A 17,435-nucleotide genomic window follows, 5' to 3' on the forward strand; every position below is an offset into this window, starting at 1 on the left:
TTCATTCTCCTGCAATGCGGTTAGTCGCCGCCGTCATACAGCGCCTTATGTGGGGCGTCACCCCTGCTGGACAAGTCGGGGCGCGCGCGCCGCCTTACAGGAAATATTTGAGCCGGATCGCCTGCCGCACCGGCGCGCCGCTCACTACGAACTCGGCCGACCGGAAGCTGGGCGCGCCAAAGCGGAGCACCGGATTGCGCGAAAAGCCCACCCCCTCGCGCGGAATGCCGGCAAAGGTATCCAGCTTGCCATTGCCATTTTCGTCATGGATGATCGCGATCGCATAGTCGCCCGGCGCCAGATTGCCGAGCGGGATGGCATTGCCCGTCGTCGCCACGATCAGGTGGCGCTTGTCGGGATCCTTGCTGCAATCGGGGAAATAATCGGCCGATCGCGCCACGCAGATCAGGATGCGCCCCTTGGCCGATCGCAGCCCCTCGGCCGTCATGCTGATCGGCTGGGCCAGGTCCACCGGCGCCGCCCCCGCCAGTCCGATCAACGCCACCACCGCAAATAGCACCCGACCGATCACGCCTGTTCCTTCCTCAAATCGCCCCGAAATTCGCCCAGCCCCCGGTCGGTGCCGCACAGCCGGTCCCAGACGCGAAAATAGAGGCCATAATTGCACCGATATTGCTCATGATGCCGCTGATGATGGCTGGCGGTGATCAGCCAGCGGCCGATCGGCCCGCGCACCATCCAGCGCGGAAACATCTCCCATCCCATATGGTTGGACACGCCCATGATCGTCATGATCGACAGCACCACGCCCAGCGCGCCGACATGGATCGGGATCAGGAAGACCAAAGCCGGGATCACCACCGCCCCGGTCAGCGCCTCCCACGGATGAAAGCTCATCGCCGCCCAGGCGGTCGGTGGCCGGCTCGCATGATGGACGGCATGGGCGATGCGGAACAGCCGGGGCACGTGCATCCACCGGTGCGTCCAGTAAAACCATGTGTCATGCGCGGCGAGATAGAGCAGCACCGACACCGGCAGATACCAGAGCGGATAGCGGCCGACATCCTCATAGATGCGCGTCCACCCCCGCGCCTGCCAGCCCCAGGCGACGACACCGGCGGGAATGCCATAGATCGCCGCCGACGCCAGCGACCAGCCAATCTCCCGCCCGATCTGCCGCCCCTGCCCGCGATAGAGGCCCGGCTGCCGCAGCCTTGTCGCCAGCGCGAAACCGCCACTGGCAATCAGATAGCGCACCCCGACGATCAGCGTCATCGCCAGCGCGGACAAGAGGATCGCAGCGACCATGGCGGGGCTATAGCGGCGATTGCGGGGGAGCGGAAGCGGAGGGGGAAACGGTTGGGCAGCGCCTGTTGGACATTAATTAGTGGCGTCAGACAGCCCCAAAGCGATCGCCTAATCCAGTGGTGACGGCTAACTAGCCGGGTGCATTCGCGATAGCTTCAAAAACGGTTGGCAGCGCGACGGGGCAGAAAGGCGTGTGCTCTGATAACACATGCTCGATTACTGCTTTCACAAGTTCGCCTCTACCTCGATTCTTCCATTTGTTTAGTATCGGAAATTTTTCGGCGAGAGCAGCTTCAAGGGTATGGTCGTCGGCTTCAAGGTACGCGCGAAGAACGTTCCCTTTTGCTCCACCAAGGTAGGAGACTTCGACGCGATCTGTCTCATTGGGGAACACTTCCATCTGAATCGCATCGATCAGCCGTTGAAGCTCTAAAGGTCTAAGGCTCGGCGCTCCCGTGAAACGGTCGATGTCCTGAAGCCCTTCGGGAAGGCGTCGCTCCTTCATCAAAAGTAGAGCCACTAGAAGTGGGTCAAGAAGAACGTTCTCAATGCCATTTCGCTCACCGCCAGCCACGACCTTGATCCGATTTGTAGAAACCGCCTCCCCGTCCCAATCGATAATGCCGAAGATCGATGAGTTGCCAAGGCTGGCTAGGCGATCAACCGTCTGCTTGACGATAGTGCAGCCCGCATTGATTTCACCGTTGTCTTTGTCGCGCAATCCCGTCGACAGAAAGTTTAATTCGCGTTCGCATCGAGCGTGCGCCTTAATGAGTGCGTAAACACTTTCATAGATCGCGGCATCGGTATCGCTTTCCGCGAAAACCTGCCTACGACCGGAATAGTTTATCGAAAGTGTCGGAACACCAAAGGTTAGCCTGTTGAGGGCATCTTGCTTGGAAATTTTGGTTAGCCCTGAGTGCCCATCCCTCATCTCAAACAAAGATTCATCGGGAGCGAGAGCGACAGTGGTGGGCGAGTGCGTCGTTATAATGCAATGAAGACCTTGCGCTTCAACCAAACCATGCTGGATCGCCCCAAGCCACCTATTAACCATTTCAGGATGAAGCGAAGCGTCCATCTCGTCCAACAACAGAATTTGCGGCCGTGACACCGACATGAAGTGCTCATCGTAATGGAATGAAGAGACTGCAAATTGCAGCAATACTTTCTCACCAGATGAGAGGTTTTGCGGGCTTACAACATCGCCCGTCCCTACCTTTTTGAGATTTACAGTGACTGGATCGAAATTAAAAAGGCTCGGTGGAGTGACTTCGTAAGGCAATGCGAACGCAGCGAGCGTCTCGTTTATTTGATCCCATGGCGGGCTACCAAAACTCGCTACAAAACCCTCTTCACTCATAGCGGTTTCTGTACCGCGCTCGGCGTCGCTCATTCGTAGCAGTCGGTTCTGGACAAGAGCGTCACGATATTTGCCGAACAAGAGCGGCAGATTAGTCGAGAACTGATCCGTATTGCCCCATGGCGCGAATAGCTTCATCTGCATCGTGTTCACATGCAAAGGTGGGATACCCAATTTCGCTGCGACCCGCTGCGCGACCGCCTGCATCTGCGCCGGCTGCATCCCCGGATTGCGTTGCATCATGCGTTGCGCCCCCTGATCGGGCGTTATCAACGCTCGCTCCGCTGCCACGAAAATAGCTTCGATCGGACTGGCATCCGCTTTGCCTAGCCTATGGGCGACCTCCTTTGCTCCAAGTCGCCAGACATCTTCTCCCGGCTGTAATATTTCCGAGAGCCGGTGATTTGCAGCTTCATCAAGCGACGCGCGCTGCGCAGCCAATAGGTTCAGCCGCGTTTGCTCGAAATTGCCCATCATGATCGACACGGGGTCGCCCCCGCCTTGCGCAGTGCTATAGGCTTGACCCAGGTCGAGTGCTCGACCATCCTGACCAAGAAGTTTTATGAGCGGTTTGGCGTTACCATTAGGATCGGGCTGTGTTGCGACCACCGAATTAGCAACGCGACCACTAGCAATTGCCTGCAACAGATGACTCTTGCCGCTGCCATTAAGTCCAACAATCACCGTAAATGGGGGAATCTCTATATCGGGAAACGCCGATAAAGATAAATGCGGTTGCTTGAACGAAAGCTGCACTCAACGAATCCTCAACTTAGAATTTTACCGTATTTTTACAGCAAGCATTGATGAGAGAAAGCTTCTTTGGTTACGTTGCGCCACAGCGGACATGTTACCGGGTGTGAATGGCCTCTTTTCTAAATTGACCACATTAAAACTGTCAGTCCGCAGTCAGCTCAATCCACCTCCGCTTTCCTACTCGCGCAATCTCTGATCTATCCTCCGCGATGGAGCAGCCGCGATCCCGCCCCTGCGCGCGCACCGATGCGCCGCCACCCCCGCAACCCAACAGGCGCGTCACCGTGCCCCTGGTGTCGCGTCGCCATGACCCGGATGTGATCCAACAGGCGCGTCGGCGGCGCGTGGCAGGCGCGAAAAGGCCGCAAAACGCCGATAACGTCGCGTCACGACACTGTGAACTTCGCACCGTGACCCTGGAGCGACCCAGGCGTGACCCTGAAACCGCCCTTTATCGGGCGCGGCGGTCAGGTGCGGGGGCGGGCTTGGCGGTAGCTGCCCAGCACGCGCACCCATTTGGTGTGGAATTCCAGCTCGGCGAGCGCGCGGTCGACCGCCGGGTCACCCGGCATCCCTTCGATATCGCAATAGAATTCGGTCGCGGCAAAGCTGGCGCCGCGCTGGTAGCTTTCCAGCTTGGTCATGTTGACGCCATTGGTCGCAAAGCCGCCCATCGCCTTGTAGAGCGCGGCCGGGATATTCTTCACCTCGAACAGGAAGGTGGTCATGACCGGGCCGACGCCAGCCGCCGGCGCCTTGGGCTCGCGCGCCAGCACCAGGAAGCGGGTCATATTGTCGTCGCTATCCTCGATATTCTCGGCGATCAGGCGCAGGCCATAGATTTCGGCGGCCAGATAGGGGGCGATCGCTCCCTCGCCCGGCGCCCGCGTCTCCGCCACCAGCGCGGCGGCGCCGGCGGTGTCGGCATAGGCGACCGGCTGGATGCCGCGCTCGCGCAGATAATGGCGGCACTGGCCCAGCGCCTGCGGATGGCTGATCGCGCTCTTCACCGGCACCGTGTCGGGCGCCATCAGGCAGTGGCGGATGCGCAGGAAATATTCGTCGACGATGTGCAGCCCGGATTCGGGCAGCAGGAAATGCATGTCGGCGACGCGGCCGTGCAGGCTGTTCTCGATCGGAATGATCGCCCGGGCGGCAAGGCCACCCCGCACAGCGTCGATCGCATCCTCGAACGCAAAGCAGGGCAGCGGCACGCAATCGGGGGCGTAGCCAAGCGCGGCCAGGTGCGAATTGGCACCGGGCGCGCCCTGATAGGCGACGGCGCGCGCCGGATCGGCAGCGGCCTTTTGCGACATGTCGGCGACCAGCGCGCGAGCGGGGGCGGGATAATTTTCCATGCTTGCCTGCGCGCTTAGGCAGTTGGGGGATCGCGCGCAAGCATCGGCGGGGCGGCACCGCTCGAAAAGCGCCACGGCGGGTTGCACCCCGGCCTATCCCCCATTATGGCAAGTGCTTAAGTGGGGGAGCGCACGACAGCCTCCATAACAAAGATGCGAGGGAAATCTGCGGATGGGCGATCGATTCAACACCGTTGCAGGGTGGGCGTTGTTTGCAGGCATCATCGCGCTAGGTGGCGCGATCGTCAGTTCCAAATATTTCCACGATGAACGGCCCGAAAAGATGGGCTATGCGATCGAGGGCGTCGAGGTGGAAGGCGAAGGCGGCGGCGACAGCGGCCCCGGCCTCAACACCCTGCTTGCCAGCGCGGATGTCGCGGCCGGCGAGAAGGTGTTCGCGAAATGCGCCGCCTGTCACACCGTCAACCAGGGCGGCGCCAACGGCATCGGCCCCAATCTCTATGCCACCGTCGGCGAAGGCATCGGCCAGGGCAAGGGCGGCTTCGCCTTCTCCGAAGCGCTCAAGAGCAAGGGCGGCGAATGGAGCTTCGACAATCTCGACCATTGGCTGAAGAGCCCGCGTGAATTTGCCCCCGGCACCAAGATGACCTTTGCCGGCCTCTCCAACCCGGCCGATCGCGCCAACCTGATCGCCTGGCTGAACACGCAGGGGTCCAACCTCCCCCTGCCCGCCGCCGATGCCGCGCCCGCTGCGGCCGACAATGCAGCCCCGGCCGAAGGCGGCGACAATGCTGCCGCCAACGCGACCGAAGCCCCGGCCGAGAACGCGGCGCAGTAAATTTCTGGAAGGGCGCGGCCGGTGGCGGCGCCCTTCTCCTATCGGCTGCGAACCGCCGTCGCGCCGCGCTGGGCATCCAGCGCCACGACCAGATCGGCCCGCGCCGGCATTTCCGCCAATATATGCCGGGTCAGCCGCTCATAATGCTGGATGAAGCGGGCGACCTGCGCATCGTTCATCACCGCACTGCCGCCGCCGGGCGCGCGCAATGCCGCCTCCTGCTGCGTCCGCCAGCCCTGCACCACGTCGAACCCCGGCGCCGCCAGCAGCGCCAGCGCATCGATCCGCCCGAACAGCGCCTGATACTCGCCCGCCAGCGCATCATTGACGAAGCGCCGCCAGCGCCCGTCGCCATCCTCGTCCCGCTCCAGCGCATTGACCGGAACATCCAGGCCACCTGCCGCCTGCGCCCACGCGCCCACGCACCAGCCCTCCAGGATCAGCAGCCGCAGCCCTGCCTCGGCCTGCGGCCACGCGTTTTCAGGCAAGCGATCATCCACCGCCTTGTCGAACCGCGGCAAGCACGCCGCCCGCCCCGCCGCCAGCGCATCCAGCACCCGCAAGCCCAGCGCGACATCATGCGTCCCCGGCACGCCCCGTGTCCGCAGCAGCGGATGCACAGTCCCGGCGAGCACTTCCCGCTCAGCCTTCTTCAGATACAGATCATCGATCGACAGGATCGCGCTCGCCACGCCCCGCGCGCCCATGCGCGCCTGCAGCGCCTGCGCCAATGTGCTCTTGCCGCTGCCCTGCGCCCCGCACAGGCCCAGCACGGCCAGGCCGTCCTTCTCTTCCAGCAGGCGCAGCGCCAGGCGATCGACCGCATCGAGCGCCGTCGCCGCCACGGTCAGAGCTGCGCGACCAGCAGCTTGTCGATCTTGCGTCCGTCCATGTCGACAATCTCGAAGCGCCAGCCCTGATCCTCGGCATAGTCGCCGACTTCCGGCAGGCGCTTGAGCAGCCACAGCACATGGCCCGCGACCGTCGCATAATCGCGGTCCTCGGACAGGTTGATGTCGATCTTCTCGGCCAGCTGGTCGATCGGCATCTGCCCCGACACCAGCAGACTCCCATCCTCGCGCTCGACGATGTCAGGCTCGTCATAGACGTCGCGGTCGGATGCGAAATGGCCGGCGATGGCGGACAGCAGGTCGGCCGGGGTCACGATCCCCTCGAAATGCCCATATTCGTCATGCACCATCACCATCGGCACGTCGGACTTGCGCAGCACTTCCAGCGCATCCATCGCGTCGACCTGATCGGGCACGACCTCCGCCTTGCGCAGCAGCGCCTCGATATTCAGCGCCTCGCCCCGGAATAGCGCGGTCATGATGTCGCGCGCCTGGACGATGCCGATAATGTCCTCCACCGATCCACGCCCCACCGGCAGGCGGGTATGCGGCGTTTCCAGCAGGCGCAGGCGTACTGTTTCCTCGTCGGCGTTGATGTCGATCCAGTCGACATCCATGCGCTGGGTCATCACCTCGCGCACCGGCCGGTCGGCCAGCCGCACCACGCCGGATATGATCGCCCGCTCGCTTTCCTCGATGATGCCCGACCGGCTCGCCTCGGCGACGATCAGATGCAGTTCCTCCACCGTGACATGATGTTCGGATTCGCGGTCCAGCCCCAGCAGCTTGAAGATGAGGCCGCTCGACTTGTCGAGCACCCACACCACCGGCGCGGTCAGCTTGGCCAGATACAGCATCGGCGTCGCCACCAGCACCGCGATCGGCTCGGGCTGACGCAGCGCGAACTGCTTGGGCACCAGTTCGCCGATGATCAGCGAGGCATAGGTGGTGAGGCCGATGACCAGCGCAAAACCCAGATTTTCGGCCATATTGGGCGACAGGCCCAGCGCCGCCAGCCGCTCGCCGGTCGGCCCGCCAAGGCTGGCGCCCGAATAGGCGCCCGAAATGATGCCGATCAGGGTGATGCCGATCTGCACCGTCGACAGGAACTTGCCGGGGTCCGCCGCCAGCTGCAACGCCGACTTGGCGCCGCGCTTGCCCGCCTTCTCCATCGCCTGCAGCCGTGGCTTGCGCGCGGACACGATGGCCAGCTCCGACATCGCGAAGACGCCGTTCAGCGCGACCAGCGCCAGGATGATGATGAGGTCTACCCAGGGGAAGGGCGTCGGAGCGGGAGGGGGGATCGTGGCCATGGTGGTCCCCTCCCCTATAACCTTTATTCTTTCGTTTTCACAACCATCCCATCATCGCCCGTTCAGTTCACTTGTGGAACAATCCATCGCCTGGGTTATTAGGGATGCATCCATCCATGCGGATGCCAAGGACAAGGGAATAGAAGAATGAGGATTTCGCACCGGATCATGATGGCGGCCGGCCTGGCCGCGATGCTGACCACCACGGCCTGCACCACCGACCCGGAAACCGGGCAGAAGCGCATGTCGAAGGCGGCGATCGGCGGCATCGGCGGCGCGCTGGGCGGCTATCTGCTGGGCGATCTGGTCGGCGGCCGGCATGACCGCACCGAAAAGATCCTGGGCGCCGGCATCGGCGCGATCGCGGGCGCCGGCATCGGCTCCTATATGGACGAACAGGAGCGCAAGCTGCGCCAGCAGACCGCCGGCAGCGGCGTCGACGTGATCCGCCAGGGCGACGACCTGCTGCTGCGCATGCCCTCGGGCATCACCTTCGCCTTCAACGACGCCAGCGTCCAGCCGCAGTTCCGCCCCACGCTGGACGAGGTGTCCTCGATCCTGTCGCAATATCCCAAGACCTATATCGACGTATATGGTCACACCGACAGCGACGGGTCGGACGCCTATAACCAGACGCTGTCGGAACGCCGCGCCCAGTCGGTCGCTGGCTATCTGACCAGCCATGGTGTCCAGTCGGCCCGCATCGCCACGCGCGGCTTTGGCGAAACCCAGCCGATCGCGTCGAATGCGACCGAGGAAGGCAAGGCCGCCAACCGTCGCGTCGAAATCAAGATCTCGCCCGTCACCGAATCCGACGTGCGCAGCTGAGGATGGCTCGGGCCGCTCGAACGGGCGGCCCGACCGACCATCTGCGCTGCCGACAGCACAAAACCGCCCCTACGCGCCCGTCAACATTATCCTCATTGACCTTCGCGCGCGCCGGGCATAGCAGGGCCGCCGCTGTCGCAACCCAAAGAGTGCCCTGACAATGACCTATGTCGTGACCGACAACTGCATCCGCTGCAAATATATGGATTGCGTCGAGGTCTGCCCCGTGGACTGTTTCTACGAGGGCGAGAACATGCTGGTCATCAATCCCAACGAGTGCATCGACTGCGGCGTGTGCGAACCGGAATGCCCGGCGGAGGCGATCCTGCCAGACACCGAGAACGGCCTCGAAAAGTGGCTGGAACTCAACACCAAATATTCGGCCGAATGGCCCAACATCACGGTCAAGGGCGAGGCCCCGGCTGACGCCGACGCGATGAGCGGCGTAGAGAACAAGCTGGAGCAGTTCTTCTCGCCCGAACCCGGCGAGGGCAGCTGATCGATATTATCCTGCGCCATCAAGGCACAGCGTCCCATTTTGTGCCGCACCCCCAGACTTTGTGTCCGGGGGTGGCAATTTTGTTACGAATCTGCTAAATAGCGCCCAGCGGACGAACATGGTCGCGTTCGTCCTGGAGTATTCGCATCATGTCTTGACGGTGACGCCGCGGACTTTCCCCGACTCGTGCCCCTGCTGCACCTGCCCCGCGACGGCCCGTTCCCCGGTTGAATAGAAAGGTTTCAAATGGCTGCCAAGGCGCTGTCCTTTGACGTTGGTGATTATGTCGTTTACCCCAAGCACGGCGTGGGCCGTGTGATCGAACTCCAAAAGGAGCAGATCGCGGGCATGGAACTGGAGCTGTATGTGCTCCGTTTCGAAAAGGAGCGCATGACGCTGCGCGTTCCCACCAACAAGGCCGAAGGCGTCGGCATGCGCAAGCTGTCCTCCAACAAGACGCTGGAGGAATCGATGGAAACCCTGAAGGGCAAGCCCAAGGTCAAGCGCACCATGTGGTCGCGCCGCGCCCAGGAATATGAAGCGAAGATCAATTCGGGCGACCTGGTGTCGATCGCAGAAGTGACCCGCGACCTGTTCCGTGCCGACGACCAGCCCGAGCAGAGCTATTCCGAGCGCCAGATCTTCGAGGCCGCTTCCAGCCGCCTCGCCCGCGAACTCGCCGCGATGGAAGAGACCGACGAGCCCACTGCGCTGCAGAAGATCCTGCGCATCCTCAATGAGGCCGCGCCGAAATATGCCAAGGTCGAAGGTTGATCGCTTCGCCCGAACAGGCTGAAACATGATGAAGGGCGCCCTCCCAGAGGGCGCCCTTCTTCGTTACGGCAGGGCCATTGCGGGAATCCCGCCCTCGTCCGTTGACTCCCCCGAACCGTTCTTCAGGACGCATAGGGGAATAGCCATGACCGACCAGAATGACGCGCAGCAGGATCTGATCCAGCGCGGCTATTCGCGCCGCGACGCCGCCCGCATATTGGGCGTGCTGGGCGCGGGCGTGGCGGTCGCCACCGCCGGCACCCCGGTCTGGGCGCAGCGCAATGACGGCCCCGAAGAAGGCAATTTCCCCAAGGTGCGGATCGGCTCCAACGAATGCTGGACCGGCCCCTTCCCCGTCGCCCAGGCCGCCGCGGCGAAGATCGTCTCACACGCCAATTTCTATCACCCCGGCACCGAAGTCACCGACTTCAAGAAGACGCTCGCGACCATCGAGGGCGTGCCGGTCGACCATGTCCTGCCCTGGCCAGGGTCCAGCGACCCGCTCTCGCGCATCGTCGTCGCCTTCTGCTCGCCGCAAAAGGGGCTGGTGACCGCCGATGTCAGCTATGAACAGCCCTGGGGCACGGCGGAATGGGCCGGCGCCAAGGTGACGAAGGTGCCGCTGACGCCCGATTATCGCCACGACGTGAAGGCGATGCTGGCTGCCAATCCGGACGCCGGCCTCTATTATATCTGCTCGCCCAACAACCCTACCGGCACGCTGACGCCGGTGGCCGACATCGAATGGCTGGTCGCCAACAAGCCGGCCGGATCGATCGTCCTGGTGGACGAGGCCTATCTCCATTTCTCGCACGGCCAGTCGGCCGCGCCGCTGGTTGCGCAGGGCAAGGACGTGATCGTGCTGCGCACCTTCTCCAAGCTGTTCGGCATGGCCGGCATGCGGCTGGGCGCCACCATCGCGCGGCCGGACCTGCATGCCAGGATGATGCGCTATGACGGCAAGCGCATGTCGACCAACCTGCCCCTGCCTTCGGTCGTGTGCGGCACCGTGGCGCTGACGCAGAAGGCGCTGATCGAGCAGCGCCGGGCCGAGATGATCGCGGCGCGCGACTTCACCTTCGCCCATCTCACCAAGCGCGGGGTCAAGTTCATTCCGTCCGACGCCAACATGTTCATGGTCGACTGGGGCAAGCCGGCGGCCGGCGTGCAGGCCCAGTTCCTGGCGGCGGGTGTCGGCATCGGCCGCAACTGGGCGCCCTGGCCCACCATGTCGCGCGTCACCGTCGGCTCCATGGCCGACATGCAGGCCTTCTGCGCTGCGCTCGACAAGATCATGGTCTGAAAAAGGACCGGCTTCGCTGTGGAAGCCGGCCCTTTGGATCAATTGCCCTTCACGCTGTCGGCGGCATCCTTGGCGGCGTCGCCGACATCGCTTGCGGCCTGACCGACCTGGCTCGCCGCGCTCGACACGGCATCATCCTTGCGGGTCTGGCTGCTGATCAGGAAGAAGGCGGCAACCGCCACCACCACGACCAGCAACAGGATCGCGATGGTCGTGCCACCGCCGCCGCTGCGCTTTTCGATGATGGTCGTCGTGGGCGCCGGGCGTTCCTGATAATCTGCCATATAGTCTCTCCTCTTTGTCACCCCATGGGGGCAACAATGCCGGAGAGCGGGCAAAGGTTTCAGCCGCCCCGCTGGCCCGCCTTACTCGCCGGTCGGGACGAAAGCGCCCTTGGCGCGGTCCTTGACCACCTTGTCGGCGCGGAACACCGATCCGCTCATGGTGATGTAGACGCCCGGTTCGGCGACCTGCGCGGTGGCAAAGGCCATGCCAAGGTTGAAGCTCGCGTCGCTCTCACCAAAGCGCGCCGGCGCCAGCGCGCCGACCAGCACCACGGTCTTGCCGGGAATGTCCTGCAACAGCTTGGCCGTCTCGGTCATGGTGTCGGTGCCATGAGTGATGACGATATGCTTCTCGCGCGCGGCGGCAACGCGGGCGGCGATCAGCGCACGATCCGTGTCGTCCAGTTCCAGGCTGTCCTTGCGGGTGATTTCCTCGATGCGGAAGGGCCGCTTGACCCGTGCCACCTGCAACAGCTTGGCCATCACCGTCTCGCCGACCTGATAGTCGGACAGGGCGTCGAAATAGACCTTGTCGATCGTGCCACCGGTGGTGAGCAGCAGGATGGGGGTTTCGGGGGACAGCATGAACGGACTCCGTATATCGATCGCGCCCCCTTAACGGATAATGGCGCGGACCGGAACCGTCCCTATTCGCCCCGCGCCATCGCCGCACCCCGGTCGCGCGCGGCGACCAGCGTGTCGGTCAGAAGGTCGAGCAGGCGATTGTCGGCGTCCAGCACATTGAGGCCCTGGCGCGTCATGCCGCCGGGGCTGGCGACCTGATCCGCCAGGGTCGCCGGGCTGACGCTGGCGCGCGCGGCCATGTTCGCCGATCCCTGCACCGTGGCCAGCGCCATGCGTGCGGCCTGATCGGCGGGAATGCCCAGCGCCTCGCCGGCGCGCGACAGCGCATCGATGAAGCGGAACAGGAAGGCCGGGCCGCAGCCCGACAGGGCCGTCACCTGATTGAACAGGGCTTCGCCCCCCATCCATTCGGCCAGACCCAGCGGCGCGATCAGCGCGGCGATGTCGGCCTTGGCTACCGCATCCGTCGCCGCATCGGTGCAGAGCGCCACCACGCCTTCGCCCAGCCCGACCGGCAGATTGGGCATGGCGCAGACGACATCGCGCGGCGCCGGGAAATGGCGACGCAGATCGGCAATCGGCGTGCCGGCCAGGATCGACACCAGCCGCGTTTCCGCCGTCAGCAGCGGCGCAAGCCCCGCCGCCACGTCGGCAATCTGATAGGGCTTCATGCCCAGCAGCACGGTGGTGCCGGCCGGCAGCGCGTCGGGATAGGCGGTAACGACGGTCACGCCCTGCGCCACCGGCTTGCCGCTCGGCCGCAGCACGGTGACGCGGGCGGGATCGAGGCCGCAGGCCAGCCAGCGGGTCAGGATCTGCCCGGCCATGTTGCCGCAGCCGACAAGGAAAAGATGTTCGGGCCAGCAGGCAATGGTCATGGTCAGGCTTCGCCGCGGGTTTCGATCAGGCTCGCGCTGATCGCCTCGCTCGGGCTCTTGCCGCCCCACAGGACGAACTGGAACACCGGATAGAAACGCTCGCACTCGTCGATCGCAGTCTCGATCAGCACCTGCGCCTGGTCCAGCGTCAGCGTGCCACCCTGCCCCAGCAAGGCGCCATGGCGGAACAGGATGATGCCGCTCGACGACCACAGTTCGAAATGGCCGAGCCAGAGCTGTTCGTTGATCAGGCCCAGCGTCTCGTAGATGACGGCGCGCTTGTCGTCATTGACGCGGATGTCGGGCAGCGCGAGAAGCTGCAGCACCTGATCCTCATCGCGCCAGATGCCGCGCAGCTCATATTGCGCCCACGACCCTTGGGTGCTCGCGACGATCTCGTCCTCGCCGACCTGCTCATAGCTCCAGCCATGCGCCTCGTAAAAGGCCGCCAGCATGTCGATCGGCGCGGCCTCATGGCCGCCATTCTCAAATTCGTCGCTATCCATCATCGGCGCGCCTTTATCACCGCAAGCGGCGAAAGGACAGGGCGCTTACTCGGCGCCCGCATCCTTATCCACAGCTTTCGTCTTGGCGGCGCGCACGGTCTTGGTGACCGGCTCGGGCGCCTTGCCTTCCAGCGCGTCGAGGCGGGCCTTGAGCAGTTCGACTTCCTCGCGCGCGGCGGCCGCCATCGCCTTGACCGCGTCAAATTCCTCGCGGCTGACGAAGTCGACGCCGCCGATCCATTCCTTGGCGCGTTCGCGCGCATTGGATTCGAACTCGCGGGTCATGCCCGCGACCGTGCCGGCAGCGCCGTTCACCAGCTTGGCCAGGTCGTCGAAAAAGCGGTTCTCGCTCTGCATGATCGTCTATCCTCGTATCAGGCGCGTGGATGCGCCGAAATCATATCTGGGTCTGGAGTGCCGGCGCGACAAGCCTGTGCGCATCCGGGTTCAGGCGGCCGACCTCATAGTTGAGGTAGGAGGCAAAGACCAGCCAGACCAGATAGGGCAACATCAACGCACCGGCAAAAGGACGGATCCGCCAGAACAGGGCGGTGGTGAGCGCCACCAGCAGCGCCAGCACAAGGATCAGCCCCAGCGCCGCACCGACCTGATGCGCGCGAAAGAAGAGCGGCGACCAGGCAAGGTTGAGCGCCAGTTGCACCAGGAACAGCGCGACCGCCGCTCCCCGCCCCCTGGCCCCGCGCGCATGCAGCACGATCGCGAAGGCCAGCGCCATCAGTATATAGAGGATCGTCCAGGCGACGGCGAAGGCCCAACCCGGCGGCATCAGCGCCGGCAGGTTGAGCGAGGCGAACCAGCGATTGCCAAAACCGCTATTGGCAAGCCTGCCCGACAGGAAGCCGAGAAAGACGATCGCGGGCACCGTGACCAACGCCCAGCGCAGATAGGCAAGACGCAACTGACCCTGGGACGCGATCTCGTTCATCGGCAACGCAGCTCCAAGCTATTCGGCGGGTTCGGGCGAATCCTTGAGCGCCGAATCCAGTTTGCGACCAACGGTTTGCGGAGAAACCGTGCGCTTGGCAACGCGCGAATAGAAAATGGGAATGAGGAACAGGGTGATGAGCGTCGCCAGGCTGACCCCGAACACGATCACCACGCCGATCGAATGGCGCGCCGCCGCACCGGCCCCGCCGCGCAGCACCAGTGGCACGGCGCCGATGACGGTCGCGATCGACGTCATCAGGATCGGGCGCAGACGCCGCTTGGCCGCCTCGCGGATCGCCTCGGCAATCTCCATCCCCTCGTCGCGCAACTGGTTGGCGAACTCGACGATCAGGATCCCGTTCTTGGCCGCCAGGCCGACCAGCATGACGATGCCGATCTGGCTGTAGAGGTTGATCGACCCGCCGGTGATCGCCAGGCCCAGCGCGCCGCCCGCCACCGCCAGCGGCACCGTCGCGATGATGACGCCGGGATGGATGAAGCTTTCGAACTGGGCCGCGAGCAACAGATAGACGATCAGGATGGTGAGGCCGAAGACGATCCAGATCGACCCGCCAGTCTCACGCAGCGACTGGCTTTCGCCACGATAGCCGATCGCCAGCACCTCGGGCGACTGGCGCGCCTGATCCTCCAGGAAGGCCAGCCCCTGCCCCAGCGACGTCCCCGGCGCCAGCGCGGCGGTCAGGGTGATGGCGCGCAGCTTGTTATAGCGGTTGAGCTGACGCGGGCCGGCCACTTCGCGCACGGTCACGACCGCCGACAGCGGCACCAGCACGCCACTGCGGCTGCGCACCTGGATACGTTCCAGATCAGCGAGCGTCTGGCGCCCGTCCCGCTCCGCCTGCACCAGCACGCGATATTCCTCGCCGCGGTCGACATAGGTGGTGACCCGGCGCGAACCGAGCAGGCTCTGCAGCGCCTGGCTGACATCGTTCACCGACACGCCCAGGTCGCCGGCGCGCTGCAGATCGGTTTCGATCCGCATCTGCGGCTTGGTTTCCTTATAATCGCTGTCGAGGTTGATGAGGCCCGGATAGCTCGCCGCCGCCAGCATGATGCGGTCGCGCGCCGCCACCAGCCCTTCATAGGTGGAGCCGGCCAGCACGATATTGACCGGCAGGCCGCGACCACGGCCCAGGCCCGATCGCGGCGCCGCATTGCCGCGCACGCCCGGCTGATCGGCGATCACCTTGTTGATGATGGTCGCGACTTCCGCCGTGGTGATGGTGCGGTCTTCCCACGGCCGCAGGAAGGCGATGACATTGCCGTTATTGTAATCGTCGGTGGTGCCGAAGCCGCCGGGGGTGCGGATCACCAGATTCTGCAGCGTGCCATCCTTGCGCAGGAAGGCGAGATCATTCTCGATCTTCTGCATATAGGCCATCATCCGGTCGAAGCCGGTGCCTTCGGGCGCGTTGACATTGGCCTCGACCACGCCGGTATCCTCGGCCGGGGCCAGTTCGGCCGGCAGGCGGGTGAAGAGGAAGAAGGCGACGCCCAGGAAGATCGCGACGCCCAGCAGCGGCATCAGAGGTTTCTTCAAGGTCCAGTCGAGCCAGCGGCCATAGCCATGCTCGATCCGCTGGAAGCGATCATCGACCCAGCGCGCCAGCCGGCCACGCTCGGCATTCTTGAGCAGCTTGGAGCAGAGCATCGGCGCGAGGCTCAAGGAGATGAAGCCCGAAAAGCCGATCGCCGCGATCATTGCAATGGCGAGTTCACGGAACAACAGGCCGGTCTGGCCGGCCAGGAACATGACCGGCACGAACACGGCGCAGACGACCAGCGTGGTCGAGATAATGGCAAAGCCCACCTGCCGCGTGCCGAGATAGGCGGCGACCAGCGGATCTTCGCCCTGTTCGACGCGGTGATAGACATTTTCCAGCACCACGATCGCGTCGTCGACCACCAGGCCGATGGCGAGGACGAAGGCGAGCAGGGTCAGCAGGTTGATCGACAGGCCGAGCAGCCACATCACCGCGCAGGTGGCGAGCAGGCAGATCGGCACCGTCACGGCCGGCACGATCGTCGCGCGCACCGATCCCAGGAACAGGAAGATGACGAGGATGACGAGCAGCGCCGCTTCGATCAGCGTGTCATAGACATTGTCGATCGCGCGTTCGATGAACAGGGATTCGTCGGTACCGATCGCCACCTTCATGCCCTTGGGCAGGGTCGGCTCCAACTCCTTGATCAGCGCCTTGGCCTTCTGCGCCACTTCCAGCGTGTTGGCGCCCGACTGGCGGATGATGCCGATGCCGATCGCCGTGCCCTGGTTGGAACGGAAGCTGCTATAGGGGTTTTCGGCCCCTTCCTCGATCCGGGCGACATCGCCCAGCTTCACCTGATAGCCATCCTCGCCCCGGCCCACGACCAGCTGCGCGAACTGGTCCGGCGTGGCGAAGGGCCGCTCGACGCGCAGCGTCTGGTTCTGGTCCTTCGATTCAAAACGGCCGGCGGGCAGCTCGACATTCTGGGTGCGCAGCGCTGCCTCGACATCGGCCGGTGTCAGGCCGAAGGCGGCCAGCTTTTCCGCGTTGAACCAGATACGGGTCGACGGACGCGCCTCGCCGCCGATGGTGACGCGGGCGACGCCGTCGATCGCGGCGAAGCGGTCGGCAATGTTGCGGTCGAGATAGTCGCTGATCTGGATCGGCGACCAGCCGGGGCGCGAGAAGGCGAGGAACAGGATCGATCGCGCGTCGGAATCGACCTTGCGGATCTCGGGCGCCAGCGCGTCCTCGGGCAGATCCTGCGTCACCGACCCGACACGGTCGCGCACGTCATTGGCGGCGCTGTCGATGTCGCGCGAGGGATCGAACTCGATATTGATGTTGGACGTGCCGTCCTGCGAGGTCGAGGTGATGGTCTGGATGCCCTGCACGCCCGCGACCGCATCCTCGATCTGCTGGGTGATGCGGGTTTCCACCACCGACGCGGCGGCGCCGGTATAGGTCGTCTCGACCGAGACGATCGGCGGATCGGTATCGGGATATTCGCGGACCGACAGGCTGAAATAGCCGACCAGGCCAACGATGCACATCAGCACCGCGACCACCGCCGCAAAGACCGGCCGGCGGACCGAGAGATCGGACAGCTGCAT

Annotated in this window: 18 protein-coding genes; 5 read left to right on the plus strand and 13 right to left on the minus strand. The window is 64.1% G+C overall.

The window, feature by feature from the left end; genetic code table 11:
- Positions 1 to 94: 94 nt before the first annotated feature.
- The 4 genes from HH800_RS15330 to HH800_RS15345 form a co-directional block, all read right to left on the minus strand.
- Positions 95 to 532: a DUF2141 domain-containing protein gene (locus tag HH800_RS15330; protein WP_169861576.1), complete on the minus strand. Its 438-nt coding sequence runs from the start codon at positions 530 to 532 to the stop codon at positions 95 to 97.
- On the minus strand, positions 529 to 1,269 hold the full coding sequence (locus HH800_RS15335) for a sterol desaturase family protein (RefSeq protein ID WP_169861577.1): 741 nt from the start codon (positions 1,267 to 1,269) through the stop codon (positions 529 to 531). The genes HH800_RS15330 and HH800_RS15335 overlap by 4 nt, the downstream gene beginning before the upstream one ends.
- Positions 1,270 to 1,399: 130 nt before the next feature.
- Positions 1,400 to 3,388 carry an AAA family ATPase gene (locus tag HH800_RS15340; protein ID WP_169861578.1) on the minus strand — a complete coding sequence of 663 codons (1,989 nt, stop codon included), beginning with the start codon at positions 3,386 to 3,388 and terminating at the stop codon, positions 1,400 to 1,402.
- A 467-nt stretch (positions 3,389 to 3,855) separates the two neighbouring features.
- The gene (locus tag HH800_RS15345) at positions 3,856 to 4,746 is read right to left on the minus strand and encodes a prephenate dehydratase (RefSeq protein WP_037517683.1); all 891 of its coding nucleotides are present in this window, start codon (positions 4,744 to 4,746) and stop codon (positions 3,856 to 3,858) included.
- A 172-nt stretch (positions 4,747 to 4,918) separates the two neighbouring features.
- On the opposite strand from HH800_RS15345, the gene HH800_RS15350 reads away from it, so the two are divergent.
- Entirely contained in the window at positions 4,919 to 5,545 is a 627-nt protein-coding gene (locus HH800_RS15350; protein ID WP_017500238.1) for a c-type cytochrome, read from the plus strand.
- 38 nt (positions 5,546 to 5,583) lie between these two features.
- Here HH800_RS15350 and HH800_RS15355 read toward each other — a convergent pair whose 3' ends face one another.
- The gene (locus tag HH800_RS15355; protein ID WP_169861579.1) at positions 5,584 to 6,390 is read right to left on the minus strand and encodes a kinase; all 807 of its coding nucleotides are present in this window, start codon (positions 6,388 to 6,390) and stop codon (positions 5,584 to 5,586) included.
- Between the two features lie 2 nt (positions 6,391 to 6,392).
- Complete coding sequence (locus HH800_RS15360) at positions 6,393 to 7,709, minus strand: hemolysin family protein (protein ID WP_169861580.1); 1,317 nt, start codon at positions 7,707 to 7,709, stop codon at positions 6,393 to 6,395.
- A 147-nt stretch (positions 7,710 to 7,856) separates the two neighbouring features.
- Here HH800_RS15360 and HH800_RS15365 point away from each other — a divergent pair, with 147 nt between their 5' ends.
- The 4 genes from HH800_RS15365 to HH800_RS15380 all read left to right on the plus strand — a co-directional run bounded on the left by HH800_RS15365 (position 7,857) and on the right by HH800_RS15380 (position 11,113).
- Complete coding sequence (locus HH800_RS15365; protein ID WP_029547626.1) at positions 7,857 to 8,537, plus strand: OmpA family protein; 681 nt, start codon at positions 7,857 to 7,859, stop codon at positions 8,535 to 8,537.
- Between the two features lie 160 nt (positions 8,538 to 8,697).
- On the plus strand, positions 8,698 to 9,036 hold the full coding sequence (fdxA, locus tag HH800_RS15370; protein ID WP_004211101.1) for a ferredoxin FdxA: 339 nt from the start codon (positions 8,698 to 8,700) through the stop codon (positions 9,034 to 9,036).
- 246 nt (positions 9,037 to 9,282) lie between these two features.
- Complete coding sequence (locus tag HH800_RS15375; RefSeq protein ID WP_004211100.1) at positions 9,283 to 9,810, plus strand: CarD family transcriptional regulator; 528 nt, start codon at positions 9,283 to 9,285, stop codon at positions 9,808 to 9,810.
- 145 nt (positions 9,811 to 9,955) lie between these two features.
- Positions 9,956 to 11,113, plus strand: coding sequence for a pyridoxal phosphate-dependent aminotransferase (locus HH800_RS15380; protein WP_169861581.1), 1,158 nt, complete (start codon positions 9,956 to 9,958; stop codon positions 11,111 to 11,113).
- A 38-nt stretch (positions 11,114 to 11,151) separates the two neighbouring features.
- Here HH800_RS15380 and HH800_RS15385 read toward each other — a convergent pair whose 3' ends face one another.
- From HH800_RS15385 to HH800_RS15415, 7 genes are all read right to left on the minus strand, one after another.
- A complete protein-coding gene (locus HH800_RS15385; protein ID WP_004211096.1) occupies positions 11,152 to 11,397 on the minus strand; it encodes a hypothetical protein in 246 nt (81 codons plus the stop codon).
- 81 nt (positions 11,398 to 11,478) lie between these two features.
- A complete protein-coding gene (locus HH800_RS15390; protein ID WP_004211094.1) occupies positions 11,479 to 11,982 on the minus strand; it encodes an asparaginase domain-containing protein in 504 nt (167 codons plus the stop codon).
- A 62-nt stretch (positions 11,983 to 12,044) separates the two neighbouring features.
- On the minus strand, positions 12,045 to 12,860 hold the full coding sequence (locus HH800_RS15395) for a pyrroline-5-carboxylate reductase family protein (RefSeq protein WP_169861582.1): 816 nt from the start codon (positions 12,858 to 12,860) through the stop codon (positions 12,045 to 12,047).
- 2 nt (positions 12,861 to 12,862) lie between these two features.
- A complete protein-coding gene (locus HH800_RS15400) occupies positions 12,863 to 13,369 on the minus strand; it encodes a YbjN domain-containing protein (protein WP_004211091.1) in 507 nt (168 codons plus the stop codon).
- 42 nt (positions 13,370 to 13,411) lie between these two features.
- A complete protein-coding gene (locus HH800_RS15405) occupies positions 13,412 to 13,723 on the minus strand; it encodes an accessory factor UbiK family protein (RefSeq protein ID WP_004211090.1) in 312 nt (103 codons plus the stop codon).
- Between the two features lie 40 nt (positions 13,724 to 13,763).
- On the minus strand, positions 13,764 to 14,312 hold the full coding sequence (locus HH800_RS15410; protein WP_169861583.1) for a TspO/MBR family protein: 549 nt from the start codon (positions 14,310 to 14,312) through the stop codon (positions 13,764 to 13,766).
- A gap of 18 nt (positions 14,313 to 14,330) precedes the next feature.
- Positions 14,331 to 17,435, minus strand: coding sequence for an efflux RND transporter permease subunit (locus tag HH800_RS15415; protein WP_169861584.1), 3,105 nt, complete (start codon positions 17,433 to 17,435; stop codon positions 14,331 to 14,333).

This window comes from Sphingobium yanoikuyae, assembly GCF_013001025.1.
GTDB lineage: Bacteria > Pseudomonadota > Alphaproteobacteria > Sphingomonadales > Sphingomonadaceae > Sphingobium > Sphingobium yanoikuyae_A.

Bases quoted from the DNA above. Each gene is read 5' to 3' on its own strand.
- HH800_RS15410 (WP_169861583.1), bottom strand. From the start codon at position 14,312: ATGAACGAGATCGCGTCCCAGGGTCAGTTGCGTCTTGCCTATCTGCGC.
- HH800_RS15375 (WP_004211100.1), top strand. From the start codon at position 9,283: ATGGCTGCCAAGGCGCTGTCCTTTGACGTTGGTGATTATGTCGTTTAC.
- HH800_RS15345 (WP_037517683.1), bottom strand. From the start codon at position 4,746: ATGGAAAATTATCCCGCCCCCGCTCGCGCGCTGGTCGCCGACATGTCG.
- HH800_RS15395 (WP_169861582.1), bottom strand. From the start codon at position 12,860: ATGACCATTGCCTGCTGGCCCGAACATCTTTTCCTTGTCGGCTGCGGC.
- HH800_RS15335 (WP_169861577.1), bottom strand. From the start codon at position 1,269: ATGGTCGCTGCGATCCTCTTGTCCGCGCTGGCGATGACGCTGATCGTC.
- HH800_RS15380 (WP_169861581.1), top strand. From the start codon at position 9,956: ATGACCGACCAGAATGACGCGCAGCAGGATCTGATCCAGCGCGGCTAT.
- HH800_RS15350 (WP_017500238.1), top strand. From the start codon at position 4,919: ATGGGCGATCGATTCAACACCGTTGCAGGGTGGGCGTTGTTTGCAGGC.
- HH800_RS15415 (WP_169861584.1), bottom strand. From the start codon at position 17,435: ATGCAGCTGTCCGATCTCTCGGTCCGCCGGCCGGTCTTTGCGGCGGTG.
- HH800_RS15390 (WP_004211094.1), bottom strand. From the start codon at position 11,982: ATGCTGTCCCCCGAAACCCCCATCCTGCTGCTCACCACCGGTGGCACG.
- HH800_RS15405 (WP_004211090.1), bottom strand. From the start codon at position 13,723: ATGCAGAGCGAGAACCGCTTTTTCGACGACCTGGCCAAGCTGGTGAAC.
- HH800_RS15360 (WP_169861580.1), bottom strand. From the start codon at position 7,709: ATGGCCACGATCCCCCCTCCCGCTCCGACGCCCTTCCCCTGGGTAGAC.
- HH800_RS15385 (WP_004211096.1), bottom strand. From the start codon at position 11,397: ATGGCAGATTATCAGGAACGCCCGGCGCCCACGACGACCATCATCGAA.
- HH800_RS15400 (WP_004211091.1), bottom strand. From the start codon at position 13,369: ATGATGGATAGCGACGAATTTGAGAATGGCGGCCATGAGGCCGCGCCG.
- HH800_RS15365 (WP_029547626.1), top strand. From the start codon at position 7,857: ATGAGGATTTCGCACCGGATCATGATGGCGGCCGGCCTGGCCGCGATG.
- fdxA (WP_004211101.1), top strand. From the start codon at position 8,698: ATGACCTATGTCGTGACCGACAACTGCATCCGCTGCAAATATATGGAT.